The sequence below is a fragment of the Halobium salinum genome (assembly GCF_026586625.1).
Lineage (GTDB): Archaea > Halobacteriota > Halobacteria > Halobacteriales > Haloferacaceae > Halobium > Halobium salinum.
The window spans coordinates 679,963-695,445 of record NZ_JAODIW010000006.1 but is presented as its reverse complement, the minus strand read 5'-3'; the positions used below and the strand labels follow the sequence as shown (position 1 = coordinate 695,445).

The window sequence follows — 15,483 nt, the reverse complement described above, 5'->3', positions numbered from 1 at the left end:
GTCACTACTCTCAGCCATCAATACGAGCAAATGAACCAATTGTTCGACTTATCCAACAACACAGTCGTCGTCTCGGGCGGCGCCGGCCTCATCGGCTCGGCGCTGACGCGAGGACTGGCGGACCACGGCGCGGCCATCGTCGTCGCCGACGCCGCCGTCGATCGTGGGGCGACCCTCGCCGACGAGGTCAAGGGCCGGTTCGTCGAGACCGATGTGACCAGCGAGGCATCGATGCGCGACTGCTTCGAGACCGTGGTCTCGGAGTTCGGCACCGTCGACGGGTTCGTCAACTGCTCGTACCCGCGAAACGAGAACTACGGCCAGTCCTACGAGACGATGACCTACGCGGACTGGCGCGAGAACGTTGACCTCCACCTCAACAGCTATTTCCTCGGTGCTTACCTCGCGAGTCAGGTCATGGTCGGTCAACAGGGTGGAGGGAGCATCGTCAACTTCGGCTCCACATACGGGATTCAGGCCCCGAACTTCGCTGTCTACGAGGGGACGGGGATGACCAGCCCCGTCGAGTACTCGGCAATCAAGGGCGGCGTCTTGAACCTCACCCGCTACATGGCTTCGTACCTCGGTCGGGACGGCGTCCGCGTCAATTCACTCTCCCCTGGCGGCGTGTTCGACAATCAGCACCCGGAGTTCGTGGAACGGTATGAGGAGCGGACCGCAGTCGGCCGGATGGCCGAACCCGAAGACTTCATCGGTGCAGTCGTCTACCTCGTCTCGAACGCCTCAACCTACGTGACCGGCCACAACCTGGTCATCGACGGGGGGTGGACCATCCGATGAACGAGGCGCTCGATGTGGACGACGCTACCCAGGCCAGAGACGAGGGTGCCCGCGCTGAGTCTGACGACGGTACGGATGAGCGGGTCGTCGCCGTCGTCCCGGCCCGCGGAGGTAGCAAGTCGGTTCCGGGAAAGAACCTCAAGCACCTCGGCGGGAAGCCACTACTCGCGTGGTCGATCGAGGTCGCCCACGCGGTCGACGCGGTGGACCGCGTCCTCGTCAGCACCGACGACGAGCAGATAGCCGCCGTCGCTCGTGAGTACGGTGCAGAGGTCGTGGAACGCCCCGTCCATCTCGCCGAGGACAACTCTCTCGTCATTGACGCGCTACGGCACGTCAGGGACTGGTTGGTCGAGGACGGCGACGACGCGACCGTCGTAGCGATGTTGGAGCCGACCTGTCCGTTCCGCGCCACCGAGGACGTGGCGCGCTGTCTCGACCACGTCTTCGTGGGTCGTGACTCGGCCGCGACTTTCGTCGAGAGCGAGATAAACCCTCACCGAGCGTGGACGCTCGGTGGCGAGGTCGACCGACCGACGACGTTCGTCGAGGACGCAGACCCGTGGCTGCCACGGCAGTCCCTGCCCGAGACGTACCGGCTGAACGGAGGCGCCTACGTCTTCCGGCTCGACGCCCTCCCGGACGAAGGACGCTCGCTGCTGTTCGGGGAGTACGGGGCGGTCGTCATGCCTCCAGAGCGGTCCGTCGACATCGATACGGAACTGGACTTCGCGCTGGCCGAGACAGTACTGGCGTCGCAGACGGAGTAATTCATGAGAGGAACCACCAAACTGAAGACGATCGTCGTAACGGGTGCAAGCAGCGGAATCGGCCGCTCGCTCGTAGAACATCTCGCTGTGGACGAAGGGTATCACGTCCTCGCGCTTGCCCGCCGCATCGACCGAATGGAAGAAGAGTTCGCCGAGGTCGATTCGGTAACGCCCCGCAAACTCGACCTCTCGGACCTCGAAGGAACCCGAGAGACGATTCGCGGCCTGATCGACGAGTTCGGCCCTATCCCCTACCTCGTTAACAACGCGGGCGTGAACGTGGGCGGACCACTCACCGAACTCGACCCCGAGGACGTGCTGTACTCAATGCGCGTCAACGCTCTCGCGCCGTTCGTGCTGATGCAGGAACTCGTCCCACGGATGGCCGATACCGGCTTTGGACGGGTCGTCAACGTCACTTCCGGGGCGCCAATCGACTGCCCGTCGGGGACCGTCCCGTACACCTCGTCGAAGGCCGCGCTCAACGCGATGACGGTCATTACGGCTAAGGAATACGCCAGCACGAACGTGAAGATCAACTTGATGAGCCCCGGGCCGTGTGAGACGGAAATGGCGCCAAACGGACCGCTCGACCCCGCAGAATGCCACCCGACCGCAGACTACCTCCTCACGCTCCCTGAGGGCGGGCCGACGGGCGGGTTCTTCTGGCTCGGCTACGAGATCCCGCTCTTCCCCGACTTGGGCGACATTCGGTGGGAGCAGGGCCAGGGCTCGGACGCACTACAGGAGGTGCTCTGAGTGGCCGACCAACTCGATCTCGGCGTGGTCGGACTCACGCCCGGCAACGGCCACCCGTACTCGTTCGCCTCTATCGTCAACGGCTACTCCGACGACGGCTTCCGCGCCTCTGATTGGGGCGTTATCTACGACTACCTCGCCGCGAAGGACCCCTCGGAGTTCGGCTTCCCCGGTGTTAGCGTCACCCACGCCTGGACCCAAGACCCCGCGGAGACGGAGCGCCTCTGTGCCGCCGCGCGAGTGCCAGAGGCCGTCGACAGTTTCGAGGACCTCCGGAGCACCGTCGATGCGCTCCTGCTCCTCAGGGACGACTCGGAGCGCCACGCAGAGATGGCGCTCCCCTTCCTCGAGGACGGCACGCCCGTCTTCGTCGACAAACCCCTCGCGCTCGACGCGGAGGATCTCGACGCGTTCCGTCCGCACCTCGAAGCCGGTCGCCTGTTGTCTTGCTCGGGGATGCGCTTTGCCTGCGAGCTCGACGCTCCGCGGGCGAACCTCACGAACTACGGCGAACTGAAGGTCGCCCGCGGGACGGTCATCAACGACTGGGTCCACTACGGCGTCCACATGCTCGACGCGATTCTCGGCGTCGTCGACGCCCGCCCGGAAATCGTTCGTGCGCTCGATGCCCCACACGATGCTTTCGGCGTCACTCTCGACGATGGAACGCTCGTTCAGGTAGACGCCCTCGGCGACGCCCCGTTCGTCTTCGATGTGTCCTTCCTCGGGAGCGAGAAAGCCAGCGATCATCCGATTCGGGATAACTTCGCCGCCTTTCGGCGCACTCTTTGGCACTTCGTCCGGATGGTGAAAACCGGCGACCCCCCACTCGACCCGCAGGCGACGCTGGACGTGATGGCGACGCTAGTGGCTGGTAAACGGGCGAGGGAAACGGGTAACTCCGTCGATGTGGACGACTTCCGATGACGGGGGCAGACACAGACCCCGTCCGGTCGCCCACCTCGGAGAATCCGCTCACCGTCGTATTTCTCGGTATCAACAACATCGGCCAGCGGGTATATGACTGGCTCTGTGACCGTAAAGACGTGCGTGTCCTTGCCATGCTCACCGAACGGGACCAGTTGCCGCTCGTCGAGCGCCTCGCCCCCGACATGGTCGTCGCCGTCGGGTTCCGCCATATCCTCCCACCGGAGATCCTGTCAGTCCCCGAGCGCGGTTGTCTGAACCTTCACCCCGGCCTCCTGCCGGAGACCCGTGGGTTCAACCCGAACGTCTGGAGCATCGTCGAGGACCGACCCGCGGGGGCAACGTTGCACTTCATGGACGAGGGGGTCGATGCCGGTCCCATCGTCGCCCGTCGCGAGGTTCCGACGCGCTTCGATGACACCGGGAAAGACGTGTACGAGCGTATTGAGGCCGCCGCAATCGACCTGTTCGAGGACACGTGGCCGGCGATAGCGACTGGGGAGATAGACACCGTCCCTCAGCCGGATTTCCCAGACGACGGCGAGGCAGAAGCCGGAGGGACGGAAGTGAGCTACCACGTAAAGGAGGACTTCGTCGACCTCTGTGAACTCGACCCGGACGCGAGCTACAACGTTAAAGAACTGCTCGACCTCCTCCGAGCGCTCACGTTCCCGCCGTTCGACAACGCGAGCGTCACGGTCGACGGCGAACGGTACTACGTCGAAGTCGACATCCACCATGAGGATGAGGCCAACCACGACGCCGCGGTCGGTGCACTCGAATCCTACTAACTCGAACCCGGCTGACGGAACGTCACGGGCCCCGTAACGGGAGGTGGCCGGGGAGGAGCGACTCACAGAGCCGCAAGGCTCGCTCAGCGTCTCGGAGCGTCGCGGTCGGTTCGCTCACCGAGTCGCCTTCGACGACCCGCCTGAACGCACGTGCCTGCCGGTGGAAGCCGGGCTTGTACTCGAAGTCAACCGGTTCCAAGTCCGTCGAATCAACTTCCCTCGGGATATACCGGCGGACGGGTATCTCCGACGTGGGTTCCTCTATTCGGAGGCCTCGATACGTTCGAGCCTGTTCGTACGGTTCGATCCGGAACCGGGTGTCCCCGCAGTCGAGTGAGATCGACACGTTCGACGGTGCGTTCCAGTTGCCGACGACCGTGACCAGGTCCCCCGCACCCGAACGGAGAGTCGCGGTGAACCCACGGAGTTCGTCGTCGACAGTATGTTCACGCGTATCCAGCACCTCTAGGTCGCCGAAGAGGTGTCGAAGCAGGTCGACACCGTGGACGCTCATATCGAGGAAGCTACGGAGATCTGTTGCTGCCGGGAGTTCAACCGTGGCCAGAACCGGGTCGTGATCCGAGAGGAACTGCACCGCTTCCCAGGTGGTCCGATAGTACCGGCGGTTGTAGCCGACGAGAACGCGCTCGTGTGCGTCCCGCCGGAGGGATCCGACCGCCGCCGCAGTCCAGGCTACGGGCTTCTCGACGAGGACCGGGATGTCCAAGTCAAGACAGCGCCGGAGCGCCTCCGGTGTCCCCTCGACGTGGGTCGCGACTACGACCCCGTCCAACTCGCGGCCCTCGAATATGTTTTCCCACCCGTCCCCTCGGTACGTCCGGTCGATTCCGAACATCGCGGCGAGGCCGTCGACGGTGTCCGACTCGGGGTTCATCGAGGCTACCGCGTCTACGGAGAGGCCGACGCTTTCGAGCGCGGGAACGTGGTATCGGGAGATGGGACCGCTGCCGACCAGCGCGATTGAGAGGTCTGACATGGACACGGCGCCTCAGTTGTACGCCCACTTGCGCTGCCAGTACTCGCTCCCCTGCGAGATGGGGAGGCTTACCGACTCCTCCTCCGCAGCGGAGACGAGGCTCCCGATACACGCATGGAGCACCGACAGACCGATCGGCCCGGGTGCCTGTGGACAACCGTCGCCAAGCAGGTCCTCGTGTGCACGGGCGAACAGCACGTCGTGACCGGCAGCGTAGAGGTGTTCGTCGCCGAAGGGATTCTGTGTGCTGTATAGTTCTTCCGACGCACCACCGTATCGGGTGATGGCCGGAAACTCCTTGAGATCCTCCGGCGACCGATGTCGAATCGAGACGTGGAACGTGTCGTCTATCGTGATGACTGCGTCACGGTAGTCGATTCGCGTGTCCGGACCCACACTAGAGCGGTTGGAGTAAGAGAGTACAGCCTCACGCGCGTCCGGGAAACTGAGGATGCTTGTTCCCCCGAAGTATTTGAGGTCGTCGGATCGCGGGTTTATCGGGTCGCTTCGGGCCGTGCTGACGACCGACGACGGTGTTGAGTCGAAGAGGCTGTACGCTAGGTCCGCGAAGTGAACGCCGTTGTTGACGAGTCCGACAGCGCCGCCGGTCGACGCGAATCGGACGGGGTCGCCGAGGTCGTACTCGCTCGCCCACGACTCGATATCATCGACTAACGTGGAGTACCGGAAGAGGTGGCCGGCGAGGAGCCTGACCCCCTCGTTGTCGGCGCGTTCGCACATCGCGTGTGCGTTTGCGAGCGAGTTCGCGAGAGGCTTTTCGCAGAGAACGCGCCGGACGCCGCGGTCAACCAGTTCGTGGAAGTACTCGTGGTGTGTTGGCGCCCACGTCGCGACGATAGCCGCGATCTTCTCCCACGCCGACACCAACCCGTCGAGGTCGGAGAGTGTCGACACGATGGTCGCATCGGGATACTCCCTCCGCGCTCGATCGCGTGCGTTCGGACTCGCGTCGATGATGAACAGGTCGTGCCTTCGCTCGGCCGCGACCGCCGCATGCGTCCGGCCGACCGACCCATAGCCGACGAGAACGAGGTCTGCCATGGACCGTCATCGACGCCGTCGACTGTAAACGTACTGTCGGATAATGGACCGTTAGAGAAGCTTGAGGAGAAAGCCCCAGACTTCAGTCAGGGGATGAATCCGACAAGGTTCGAACCAGACACTCGGCGACACTCCCGCCGGATATTCCACGCCTCCTCACCGGTACTCGCAAGTAATACCGGCTACACAGTTTCGTATGGCGAACAAGGCCGTCAACCACATCCTAAAGCGAGTATTCGAAACCGCTCGCAATTCGGTGACGACCTTGACGCCCTTGGATTCTCTTGGTCAAAACTCTGGAACGTCGGTCTCTGGACCATCCACCGCGTCTGGGACGAACCCAGCTACATTCCAGAGCACGACGAGCTCATATCGTACCTGAAAACCCACGAACGCTATGATGACCTGTACTCGCAGTCAAGTCAGCGACTTCTGCAAGAACTCACTGAAGCGTTCCACAGCTGGTACGGCAAACGCTTGAGCGAAGACACCCGAGCCAATCCACCCGGCTACCAAAAACACACAAACAAACACCCACGCAGTACGACTACATTCAAAGACGCCGGGTTCAAACCCGATACTGCGCATAACTGTGTCCGGCTCTCGCAAGGCCAGAACACCAAAGACTACTGGAGTGAATTCATCCTCTGTGAGTGCCAGATTCGCCCGGGGCTGAACCTCTCGACGGTCGAACACGTTTAACAAGTTCGCGCGGTGTGGACTGGCGATAAATGGGAACTGCACTTCGTCTGCCGAGTCAAACTCGAAGTGTCTGAATCGCCCGACGAGTCTACAGTCGGTATCGACCTGGGGGTGTGTACGTTCGCTACGTTCGCCTACGAGGACGAACACGCAGAACTGTACCCACTTGGCTGTCTGAAAGAGGACGGGTACTACTTCGGCAAGCACATCGCACAGTGCGATGAGTCGTCTTCAGATCGGGCAACTCAGTTGCATGAAACGTGGTCGAACCGTCGAACACACTACTTCCACGCACTCTCGAAACACCTCGTCGAGCGGTGCGTCCAAGAAGGCGTGGGAAAAATCGCAATTGGGAATCTCCCGGGGATTCGTGAAGACGAGGATGGCGAGGTGAAGAACTGGGCAAACACGGGAATCTCGACCTGCACGGGTGGGCGTTCGACCGATTCACCGGCCTGCTCACGTACAAGGCAGAGATGGCGGGCATCGAGGTCGAGAAGAAGGATGAGCGAGGAACGTCGAAATCGTGTTCATGCTGTGAGCAAGAGCGGGGCGCGAACCAGGTGGAGCGCGGGTTGTACGTCTGTGAGTCGTGTGGAACTGTGGCGAACGCAGACGTAAACGGGGCGGAGAACATCGGCCGGAAGTTAAAACAAGTACCTCCGAATCCTGCGAACGATAGGAGTAACGGCTGGTTGGCGCAGCCCTCGGTCTCCCAGTTCGACCGCGAGAGCGGATCGTTCACCACGAAAGGACTGACCTTATCGTAGACCGTAACATCCCAACGCGCGGTGTGGTCGGGAATCTCCCGACCTTCAGTCGAGGGAGGACGTCAAGAGAGTCGTGCGATCCACTCTTTCCCTCGGGCCCGTCGGCAGGACTGAACGGAGCGAGTTAGTTGATCTGGTCCCGTGCGTTTACGAAGCGAACGCCGAGTCCCACGTCGTATCGCTCGACTAACTCGCCCGCCGGTATCGGTTCGTCGTTTCCGACCTGCAGTTCGGTGAGTTCAAGAGCCCCTTCGAAGCAGTACACGCCGAGGCGTCCCCCATCACGGTACGCGATCTCCCCGGGGTGACCGAACGCTCGTTCCCCCGACGGCGGCGAGGTACTCCAGAACGTCACTAGTGTCCCCGCCCCGTCCGCGTCGTGATTGAGTGCCGGGAGATGCGAGAACGCGCCGGGATACGGTCGACTCTGTCCCCGAATCCAGTCGTGAATCTTCCCTGGCGACTGGTTCCAGTCCACCAACCCGTGCTGTGGGGAGCGCTTCGGCCACCACGTGGCTTCGTCGTCGTTCTGTGGGGTCCGTGGGACCTCGCCCGACTCGAACCGAGGGAAGTGTTCGCGGACGAGTGCCCGACCAGCGTCGACGACCTTCGCGTACAGCGAGGCAGCGTCGTCTGTTGGGAAGATAGGGATGCGATGCTGCCCGACGAGGTCGCCGGCGTCGGCCTCCTCGACGAGGTGGAAGAACGACAGCGCAGTCTCGTCGAGCCCCTTGATGAGATTCCATGCGATGGGTGCGCGGCCGCGGCCGCGAGGGAGCGGAGCGGGGTGCATTCCAAGCGTCGCGACGGAGGCGGTCTCGATGACCTCACGGTCGACCAATCGTGACCAGCCAACGACGAACAGCAATTCCGGGTCGTAGCTCGCGAGGCGAGCGCACTCCTCCTCTGTGTTTAGCTCCTCCGTCTCGTGATAACCCACGCCGTGGCGCTCCGCGAACGAGGAAAGGTCCGTCTGGTCGGAGATGTTCGCTCGTTCTGGGCGGGTGAACACCGCTCGCACGTCGGCGCCGAGGTCGACGAGTTCCTCCAGACAGGCCAGCCCGAGGTCGTTGCGGGTGACGAAGACGACTCGCATGGGAGTGATACGACGGGACGGGGAATCAAAGAAGTGGCCCTTTCAGCGGCGGGGACGCACCACAGCGAAAGCGTAGGGTGCACCAACGGTGACCCAGCCGACCGGCGAGCCGCGGAACTCAGAACGTGAGGCGCTTGCGCAACAGTCTCTCGCCCAGTTCGACCGTGCGAAGCCGCTCGGCGATACGGTTACCTGCGCCACCGTAGTCGTAGGGGTTGGAGGCGGCAGCGACCGTCTCACGGTGGGGCGCGTCGTGAAGACAGCGTTCCAGCGCCGACTCGATCGCCTCCCGGTCGTGGGGGACCGAGAGGGTGTGGTCCGCTCGTTCGCGACCCGCTTGGCGAGGCCCTACGTCGACGACCGGAAGGTCGAGAGAGGGCGCCTCGATGATCGCGCTGCTCGAGTTGCCGACCATGACTTCCGCAGCGGCCATCAGCCCGAGGTAGTCTCGCCGGGGGAGGCTGCGGAAAGCGACGAGGCCCTCACTCTCGTCGAATGCCCGCCGTTCCTCGATGACCGCGACGATACGCTCCGATCCGGCATCGCTATTGGGGTGGACCACGACGGGCCGTACGTCGAACGAGTCGACGGCGGCGAGCGTCTCGCGCATCTGTGCGCCCGCCTCGTCGGGCCGGGTCGTCACCGGGTGTTGGACGACGAGCGCGAGTGGACGTACTGGGTCGAGGTTGAGGCTGGCGCGGACCTCGCTGGGGTCGCTGAACTCCCCGGCCAGAACGGCGTCGAGTCCAGGTGCACCGACGGTAGTGACACGCCACGGCTCCTCGCCGAGCTTCAGGATGCGTTCGTGTGAGCGTTCGGAGGCGGGGAAGTGGAGGTGGGCGAACTTCGTCAGCGCATGGCGGATGGAGTCGTCGATGATAGCACCGCCCATTGAGTCGCCGCCGTGGACGTGCGCGACGGGGACGTTCATGTGGACAGCCGCGAGTCCGGCCGCGAGTGCCTCGTCACGGTCGCCGAGCACGAGGACGAGGTCGGGGTCGAGGTCACCGAGCGCCTCAGCCATCCCGGAGGTACCGACACCAAGGGACTTCGCCATCGACCGCCCGGTGTCGCCCGCGAGTTGCATGTACACCTCACGGTCCACCTCGAAACCGTCGGCGACGAGGTCGTTCACGGTGGTGCCGTGAGCCGGCGAGAGGTGCATCCCGGTGACGACGACCTGCAACTCAATGTCGTTTGCATCCCGGAGCGCGTCCATCCCCGGTTTCAGTAGGCCATACTCTGCACGGGTGCCGGTGACGACGGCGATTCGGCGGGTCCTCTCGGAACCGCTCACGGGGTCAGCCTCCGCTCAACCAGCAGTTCGAACGCTTCAGCGGCCTCGGACCCGGCGGCGCCGCCCCGTGCCGTCGCCCACGCACGAATGGCTCGCTCAGAGCGAGGGTGCGGGAACTCGCGGGTTTCGGTTTCGTAGGCCGCAAACGCTTCGATCTTCGTATCGATGCGATCGGTCACGTCGACGTACGTCGTCGGATCGAAATAGCCCGCTCCCGGGGCCCAGTCGGTCGAGGAAGGGACCTCGTAGGCGAGCACACGCTCCACGCCCGACCCGGGTCGGGTGGCGACCAGCGTCGACTCGTGGACCGCAGTATGGTCGAGGTTCACGTCGGTCGCAGCGTGGGTGTAGACCACGTCGGGCGAGAGGTCGTCGACAGCGTCCTCAATCACCTGGTTGACCTCCACGTGGGGCACGTCGTCGAGCATCATGTCCGGCAGGTCGCCGAACCGGACGGAGCGGGCGCCGAGACGGTCGGCGCAGGCCCGCGTCTCCTTACGCTTCCGCTCGACGATTGACCGGTCGTCGTACTGCTGGGTAGCCCCCTCCGTGACGACGAGGAGGTGGACGTCGTCGCCAACGGCGGCGTGTTTCGCCAGGGTCGCCCCCGGTCCGAGCACCTCGTCGTCCGGGTGTGCACCAACGGCGAGCACGGTGCGCTCGTCGGTCATCGGTCGTCCCCGGCGCCGTTTCCGCCCCCACCGTCCGTCTCCGCCGACAGCGACTCGGCCGTGAGGGGATCGCCGGGTGCGAGGTCGCTCGTCACCGTCCGGCCGAGCACCGACTCGTACGCCGTGGGGGCGAGACCGTCGGCCGGTCGCGTCACCGAGACGTCCGCCGCCGAGAGCGTCTCACCGACCCCTATCGCACGGGCGGCATGGAGGCTCTTGCGGATGACCTTTCGGTTCTCGATTTCAGCCGGAGTGGGCACCTTTTCGGGGCTTCCGAGAGCCGTCGAGGCCTGTCGGACGAGGGAGACGGACTCCGAGAGCTCGTCGGGTTCGAGCGACGCGCGGTGATCCGGGCCGGGGAGCGTCCGGTCGAGCGTGAAGTGCTTCTCAACGATGCTTGCCCCAGCGGCGACGGCGAAGGCGGGGGTAGTCACCTCCGTAGTGTGGTCGGAGTAGCCGACCGGCTCCGGTAGCTCGGTGGCCATCCTCCCCATCGCGCGGACGTTGGCGTCGGCGAGGTCGGTCGGATATTCCGAGGTACAGTGAAGGAAGGTGAGGTGGAGGTCAGGATCGACAGCTCGGATGCGTTCCCGGGCGGCACGGACCTCATCCATCGTTCCCATCCCGGTGCTGAGAATTATCGGTCGGCCGAGCTCGGCGACGTGTTCGAGTAGCGGCGCGTGGTTGAGTTCACCAGAGCCGAGTTTAATGAGTGGCACGTCGAGTTCGTCGAGCAGGGTGGCGCTCGCCACGTCGAAGGGCGTCGAGAGGAAGGTGATGTTCCGCTCACGGCAGTACTCCTGGAGGCGTATGTGTGCCTCGCTAGGCAGTTCGAGTTCGCGAAGCATCTCGTGCTGGGATTTCTCACCAACAGCCTCGTTCTGGTATTCGGCCTTCGGTGCGGCCTCGGTGGCGAGGCGGTCGGCGGTGAACGTCTGGAATTTGACGGCGTCGGCACCGGCTTCGGACGCGGCGTCTATGAGCCGCTCGGCCAGTTCTACGTCGCCGTTGTGGTTCACACCGGCCTCAGCGATGAACAAGGCGGCGTCGGGGTCGACGAGGGAACGTGCCGAATTCACTCGTCCACCATTAGCCCGAACGAGATATAATTGTTGTGCACAATCGGCCGGTGATACGTTGGTGACTGCGGCTGCCCGCCGTTCCTGGCGCGCCGACCAGGATCAGTCCTCCGAGGACACGTAGGGAGTCTCGGCCCGATCCCGCAGGAACGTCGGTTCGGTCAGTCGGTTCTGTTCCCCTCGCAGCATGCTCAGGAAGAACGAACTGAACACCGTCTGCCCCCCCAGCACGACTGCGGTGGCAGCGAGCAGGACTGCCGCAGCCGGCTCCGGTGCGCTGGTACGGGTCAACGGCCAGTTGATTAGCTCAAGGGAGAGATAGCTCGCCCCGAGGATGTACAGGACCAGTCCGGCGGCAGTTCCTCGTTCCAGACTGAAGTTGGCCCGAATGTACATCGAGACCGGGTCTCTCGGTTCGCGAATCGGGGCGAGCGCGACCGAACTGAATAGTGCGAGCGAGCCGGTCTGGAAGCCGAGGATTGTCAACATACTCCCAGCGACAGCCGTGTAGGTACTCAGCGTTCCACCATCACCGCCGAAGCTGAGCAGGGAGCCGAACATCATCATGAGCCCCAGCGCCGAGAATCCAAGAGCAGGAACTGCGAACAGGTAGTTCGGCGCGTTTGTGAGCATGAACTTCACGTGTCGCCACCCGTCGTGAAAGCTCTCGAGCTTTGCCTCTCCTTTCCGGGGGTGGTAGGTAATCGGGACCTCCTCAATCTTCAGTCCCATCGCCCCCGCCGCCATCACCATTTCGCTCGCGAACTCCATCCCGCTCGAACGGAGGTTCAGTCGGTCGTACGCTCTCTTCGTGAACACACGGAAGCCGCTATGAGCGTCGGATACGCCCGCCTTATAGAAGAAGTTGAGGAACCACGTGAGAAAGGGGTTTCCGATGCGCTTGTGCAGCCATGGCATCGCCCCCGGCTCAATGCGGCCAGCGAACCTGCTGCCGAGCACGATGTCTGCTTCGCCAGTGGCTACTGGAGCGAACAGCTTCGGTAGTTCGGTGAAGTCGTACGTCGTATCCGCATCAGCCATCGCGATGAACTTCCCTCTCGCCCGTTCGATGCCGTATTCGTATGCGTATCCGTATCCTCTTCTGTCGGGCTTGACGACGATGGCGCCCTCCGCGCGGCCGATTTCTGGTGTCCGATCCGACGAGCTATCGCTAAGGATGATCTCCCCGTAGACCTCCATCTCAGCGAGTGCCTCCTTGGCTTTCGTGATGCACTCTCCGACGCCCTGTTCCTCGTTCAACGTCGGCATTACGATGCTGAGTACGGGAGTTTGCTCGCTATCTGCGGAGAGCAAGTAGGTGTTACTGGCCTCCTTCGGGCGCGGTTCGACTGGTTCCGCCGTCCGTTCGGTCTGACTCTGATTGTGCAATTTTATCATCCCTCCTTCGTTGCTCCACGGGCTATCGACGCAGATCACGGCCCCTCTCGTGGATGGTCATATTCCGACGGGAATCATCTCTCTCCCACTTGTCCCCTTTCGGCCGTCGACCTGTTGACTAACTTCTGTGCTGTCGCAGTAACAGACACGGAAGACTTCGATAAATAACTTAGTTCATCGAATTGTGACAATACACCAATTGTTATTGCGAACTTAGTATGAGAAAATAAACCAGGAATACAGCTTGAACCCGAACTGTTGGCTGCACAACTTACAAATACGCTCCTTCTGACGACGTAGTCGAATGAACATCGCGTACGTCTCGAACGTCGTATACCCGTTCGTGAAAGGGGGAGCGGAGAAGCGAATTTACGAGGAGGGCACCCGACTCGTCAAGCGGGGGCACTCTGTTACGGTGTACGGTCGTCACTTCTGGGATGGACCGAAAGAGCAAGAGTTCGATGGTCTGACACTACGGGCAGTCAGTCCGGAGCGCGAGTTGTACGCGGGAGACAGGCGATCGATCGGCGAGGCAGTCGAGTTCTCCAAGGACCTTCTTCGGCCACTACAGCGGCATCGTCGCGAACACGATGTCGTCGTTGCGTCGGTCTTCCCGTATCTCCCAGTACTCACCGCGGGTCTCGTCACGGGTATCGCACGGACGCCGCTGGTGACGATATGGCACGAGGTGTGGGGACCGTACTGGAACGAGTATCTCGGAGCGATGGGGCCTGCAGGACGAGCGGTTGAGTTGTGCGTGACTCGTGTCCCGCAGTATCCGGTCGCCGTGTCCGGCGTGACAGCCGACAGGCTTGCGGGCATCGGCCCGGCTCGAGAAAGCATAGCGGTGGTCCCAAATGGGATAGACGCGGATCGAATCGGTGCGGTCGAACCCGTGTCGACCGGGTTCGACGTGCTCTTCGTGGGACGTCTCATCGAGGAGAAGAACGTGGATGCGCTTCTGCAGGCGTTCGACGTGGTGGCAGCCGAATTCGACTGCAGGCTCGGAATCGTCGGTGATGGGCCCGCTCGCGAGACCCTAGAGCGCACTGCAGAGGACCTACATCACCGGGACCGAGTGTCATTTCTGGGGTTCCTCGATGACTACGACGAAGTGCTCGCCCAGATGCGCGCAGCGACGGTGTTCGCGTCGCCCTCCCGACGAGAGGGGTTCGGAATCACGCTTGTGGAGGCGATGGCTGCGGATTGTACGGTCGTCGCCGTACGGCACCCTCAATCGGCAGCCGAGGAAGTGGTAGGTGACGCCGGATTCCTCACTGAGCCGACTGTCACTGCTTTGGTCGGGGGCCTGCGCAGCGCGTTACAGGGCGAACGCCCCCAGACTCAACCAACGGTTGCAGCGAAACGGTACGATTGGGACCGTATCGCGGAGCAGTCCGAGCGGGTGTACGCGCATGCTGTCGCGTCCTACGGGTCTACCTGAATCCGTCGCCGAACGATTCGCCGGGTTGCCGTTCGCTCGATTGCCCTGGTGTGATTCTGTTCGTTGGACCCCTGCCGTCGACTCTCACACCGTACTCTGTGGGTTGATTGCTCCTCCACCGTCGGCGCTCACATCCTACAGGCGGCGCTTTGGCAATAACGCCTGGTTTAATGAACAGCAATCAATACTCGTTGTTTTTCCAACCGAAAATTTCACTATCGAATGATATGCTCGGCTGAGATTTCTGAACAGAAAAATGATAGCTTTACACACCTATGGCTGTAAATATCAGTGCATCTCATGAACAAAATATGATATCTTTCGGAGATTTCCACTCAGTGGACTAATCGAGCAGACCGCTCCGTGGCGGATGATTCCAATCGAGGTGAGAATATATGAGACGTAGAGGAGATAAATGTGATATTTCCCACACTTTCTCCGGGGGCGAGCCGTTAGTTAGGGACCGAGAACGGTTAAATCTCGACCGAGTTCCTCGGGTCGTGTTTAGTTAAGCGACCCACCGAGCAGAGATGGGCAACAACCGGCCGAACAGCCGGTGTTGGGAGGGATTTCGGAAGGGGCCGCACTCGCGGCGAAGGCCGGCGACGAAGCACCGCAGGCGAGCGAACGCAGTGAGCGAGCCGCTCGAGTCGCGAGCGCGGGGGCTTCCGTGAACTACCGACACAGCACTTCTACCGACTCAACCCCTCTTAACTACACATCGCCGTTCCTCGAAAGACAGGCGCCTTGACCCCGTCTCGCGAAAGGAAGGTCCCAATGGGTGTATCCACTCCTCCGAGTCCCGCTTCACGTAGTATCGATGTCGAGGTCTACTTGAGATATTCGCTCCGAGAACTCCAATCGCGGTGAATATCACGCGGTGCCAGGGATTCTGTTTGCCGGTTCGCTACCGAGATTA

13 protein-coding genes and 1 pseudogene are annotated in these 15,483 nt (G+C 62.5%); 7 read left to right on the top strand and 7 right to left on the bottom strand.

The genetic code is table 11. The features are described from left to right. The first annotated feature begins 30 nt into the window (after positions 1-30). The 5 genes from N5095_RS06855 to N5095_RS06835 are packed head-to-tail and all read left to right on the top strand — an operon-like array spanning position 31 to position 4,048. Positions 31-801 carry an oxidoreductase gene (locus N5095_RS06855; RefSeq protein ID WP_267622010.1) on the top strand — a complete coding sequence of 257 codons (771 nt, stop codon included), beginning with the start codon at positions 31-33 and terminating at the stop codon, positions 799-801. Then, a complete protein-coding gene (locus N5095_RS06850) occupies positions 798-1,571 on the top strand; it encodes an acylneuraminate cytidylyltransferase family protein (RefSeq protein ID WP_267622009.1) in 774 nt (257 codons plus the stop codon). The genes N5095_RS06855 and N5095_RS06850 overlap by 4 nt, the downstream gene beginning before the upstream one ends. Before the next feature lie 3 nt (positions 1,572-1,574). Continuing rightward, positions 1,575-2,330 (top strand): SDR family NAD(P)-dependent oxidoreductase, encoded by a 756-nt coding sequence (locus tag N5095_RS06845; protein WP_267622008.1) that lies wholly within the window; start codon positions 1,575-1,577, stop codon positions 2,328-2,330. Then, complete coding sequence (locus N5095_RS06840; RefSeq protein ID WP_267622007.1) at positions 2,331-3,257, top strand: Gfo/Idh/MocA family protein; 927 nt, start codon at positions 2,331-2,333, stop codon at positions 3,255-3,257. Beyond that, positions 3,254-4,048 (top strand): methionyl-tRNA formyltransferase, encoded by a 795-nt coding sequence (locus N5095_RS06835; RefSeq protein ID WP_308203525.1) that lies wholly within the window; start codon positions 3,254-3,256, stop codon positions 4,046-4,048. Before N5095_RS06840 ends, N5095_RS06835 begins: the two co-directional genes overlap by 4 nt. Before the next feature lie 22 nt (positions 4,049-4,070). On the opposite strand, the gene N5095_RS06830 is transcribed toward N5095_RS06835, so the two are convergent. Then, positions 4,071-5,045, bottom strand: a complete 975-nt coding sequence (locus N5095_RS06830; RefSeq protein WP_267622006.1) for a Gfo/Idh/MocA family protein — start codon at positions 5,043-5,045, stop codon at positions 4,071-4,073. A 12-nt stretch (positions 5,046-5,057) separates the two neighbouring features. Beyond that, complete coding sequence (locus tag N5095_RS06825; RefSeq protein WP_267622004.1) at positions 5,058-6,107, bottom strand: Gfo/Idh/MocA family protein; 1,050 nt, start codon at positions 6,105-6,107, stop codon at positions 5,058-5,060. Positions 6,108-6,200: 93 nt separating this feature from the next. On the opposite strand from N5095_RS06825, the pseudogene N5095_RS06820 reads away from it, so the two are divergent. Then, positions 6,201-7,579, top strand: a pseudogene (locus N5095_RS06820) (RNA-guided endonuclease InsQ/TnpB family protein). A gap of 124 nt (positions 7,580-7,703) precedes the next feature. On the opposite strand, the gene N5095_RS06815 reads toward N5095_RS06820, so the two are convergent. From N5095_RS06815 to N5095_RS06795, 5 genes are all read right to left on the bottom strand, one after another. Continuing rightward, positions 7,704-8,675: a methionyl-tRNA formyltransferase gene (locus N5095_RS06815; protein ID WP_267622003.1), complete on the bottom strand. Its 972-nt coding sequence runs from the start codon at positions 8,673-8,675 to the stop codon at positions 7,704-7,706. A 118-nt stretch (positions 8,676-8,793) separates the two neighbouring features. After that, positions 8,794-9,972 (bottom strand): UDP-N-acetylglucosamine 2-epimerase, encoded by a 1,179-nt coding sequence (gene neuC, locus N5095_RS06810; RefSeq protein ID WP_267622002.1) that lies wholly within the window; start codon positions 9,970-9,972, stop codon positions 8,794-8,796. Further along, on the bottom strand, positions 9,969-10,643 hold the full coding sequence (locus N5095_RS06805; protein ID WP_267622001.1) for a PIG-L deacetylase family protein: 675 nt from the start codon (positions 10,641-10,643) through the stop codon (positions 9,969-9,971). Before N5095_RS06805 ends, neuC begins: the two co-directional genes overlap by 4 nt. Then, a complete protein-coding gene (neuB, locus tag N5095_RS06800; protein WP_267622000.1) occupies positions 10,640-11,722 on the bottom strand; it encodes an N-acetylneuraminate synthase in 1,083 nt (360 codons plus the stop codon). Before neuB ends, N5095_RS06805 begins: the two co-directional genes overlap by 4 nt. A gap of 102 nt (positions 11,723-11,824) precedes the next feature. Further along, positions 11,825-12,991, bottom strand: a complete 1,167-nt coding sequence (locus N5095_RS06795) for a glycosyltransferase family 2 protein (protein WP_267621999.1) — start codon at positions 12,989-12,991, stop codon at positions 11,825-11,827. A gap of 433 nt (positions 12,992-13,424) precedes the next feature. Here N5095_RS06795 and N5095_RS06790 point away from each other — a divergent pair, with 433 nt between their 5' ends. After that, on the top strand, positions 13,425-14,564 hold the full coding sequence (locus N5095_RS06790) for a glycosyltransferase family 4 protein (RefSeq protein ID WP_267621998.1): 1,140 nt from the start codon (positions 13,425-13,427) through the stop codon (positions 14,562-14,564). Positions 14,565-15,483 lie beyond the last annotated feature (919 nt).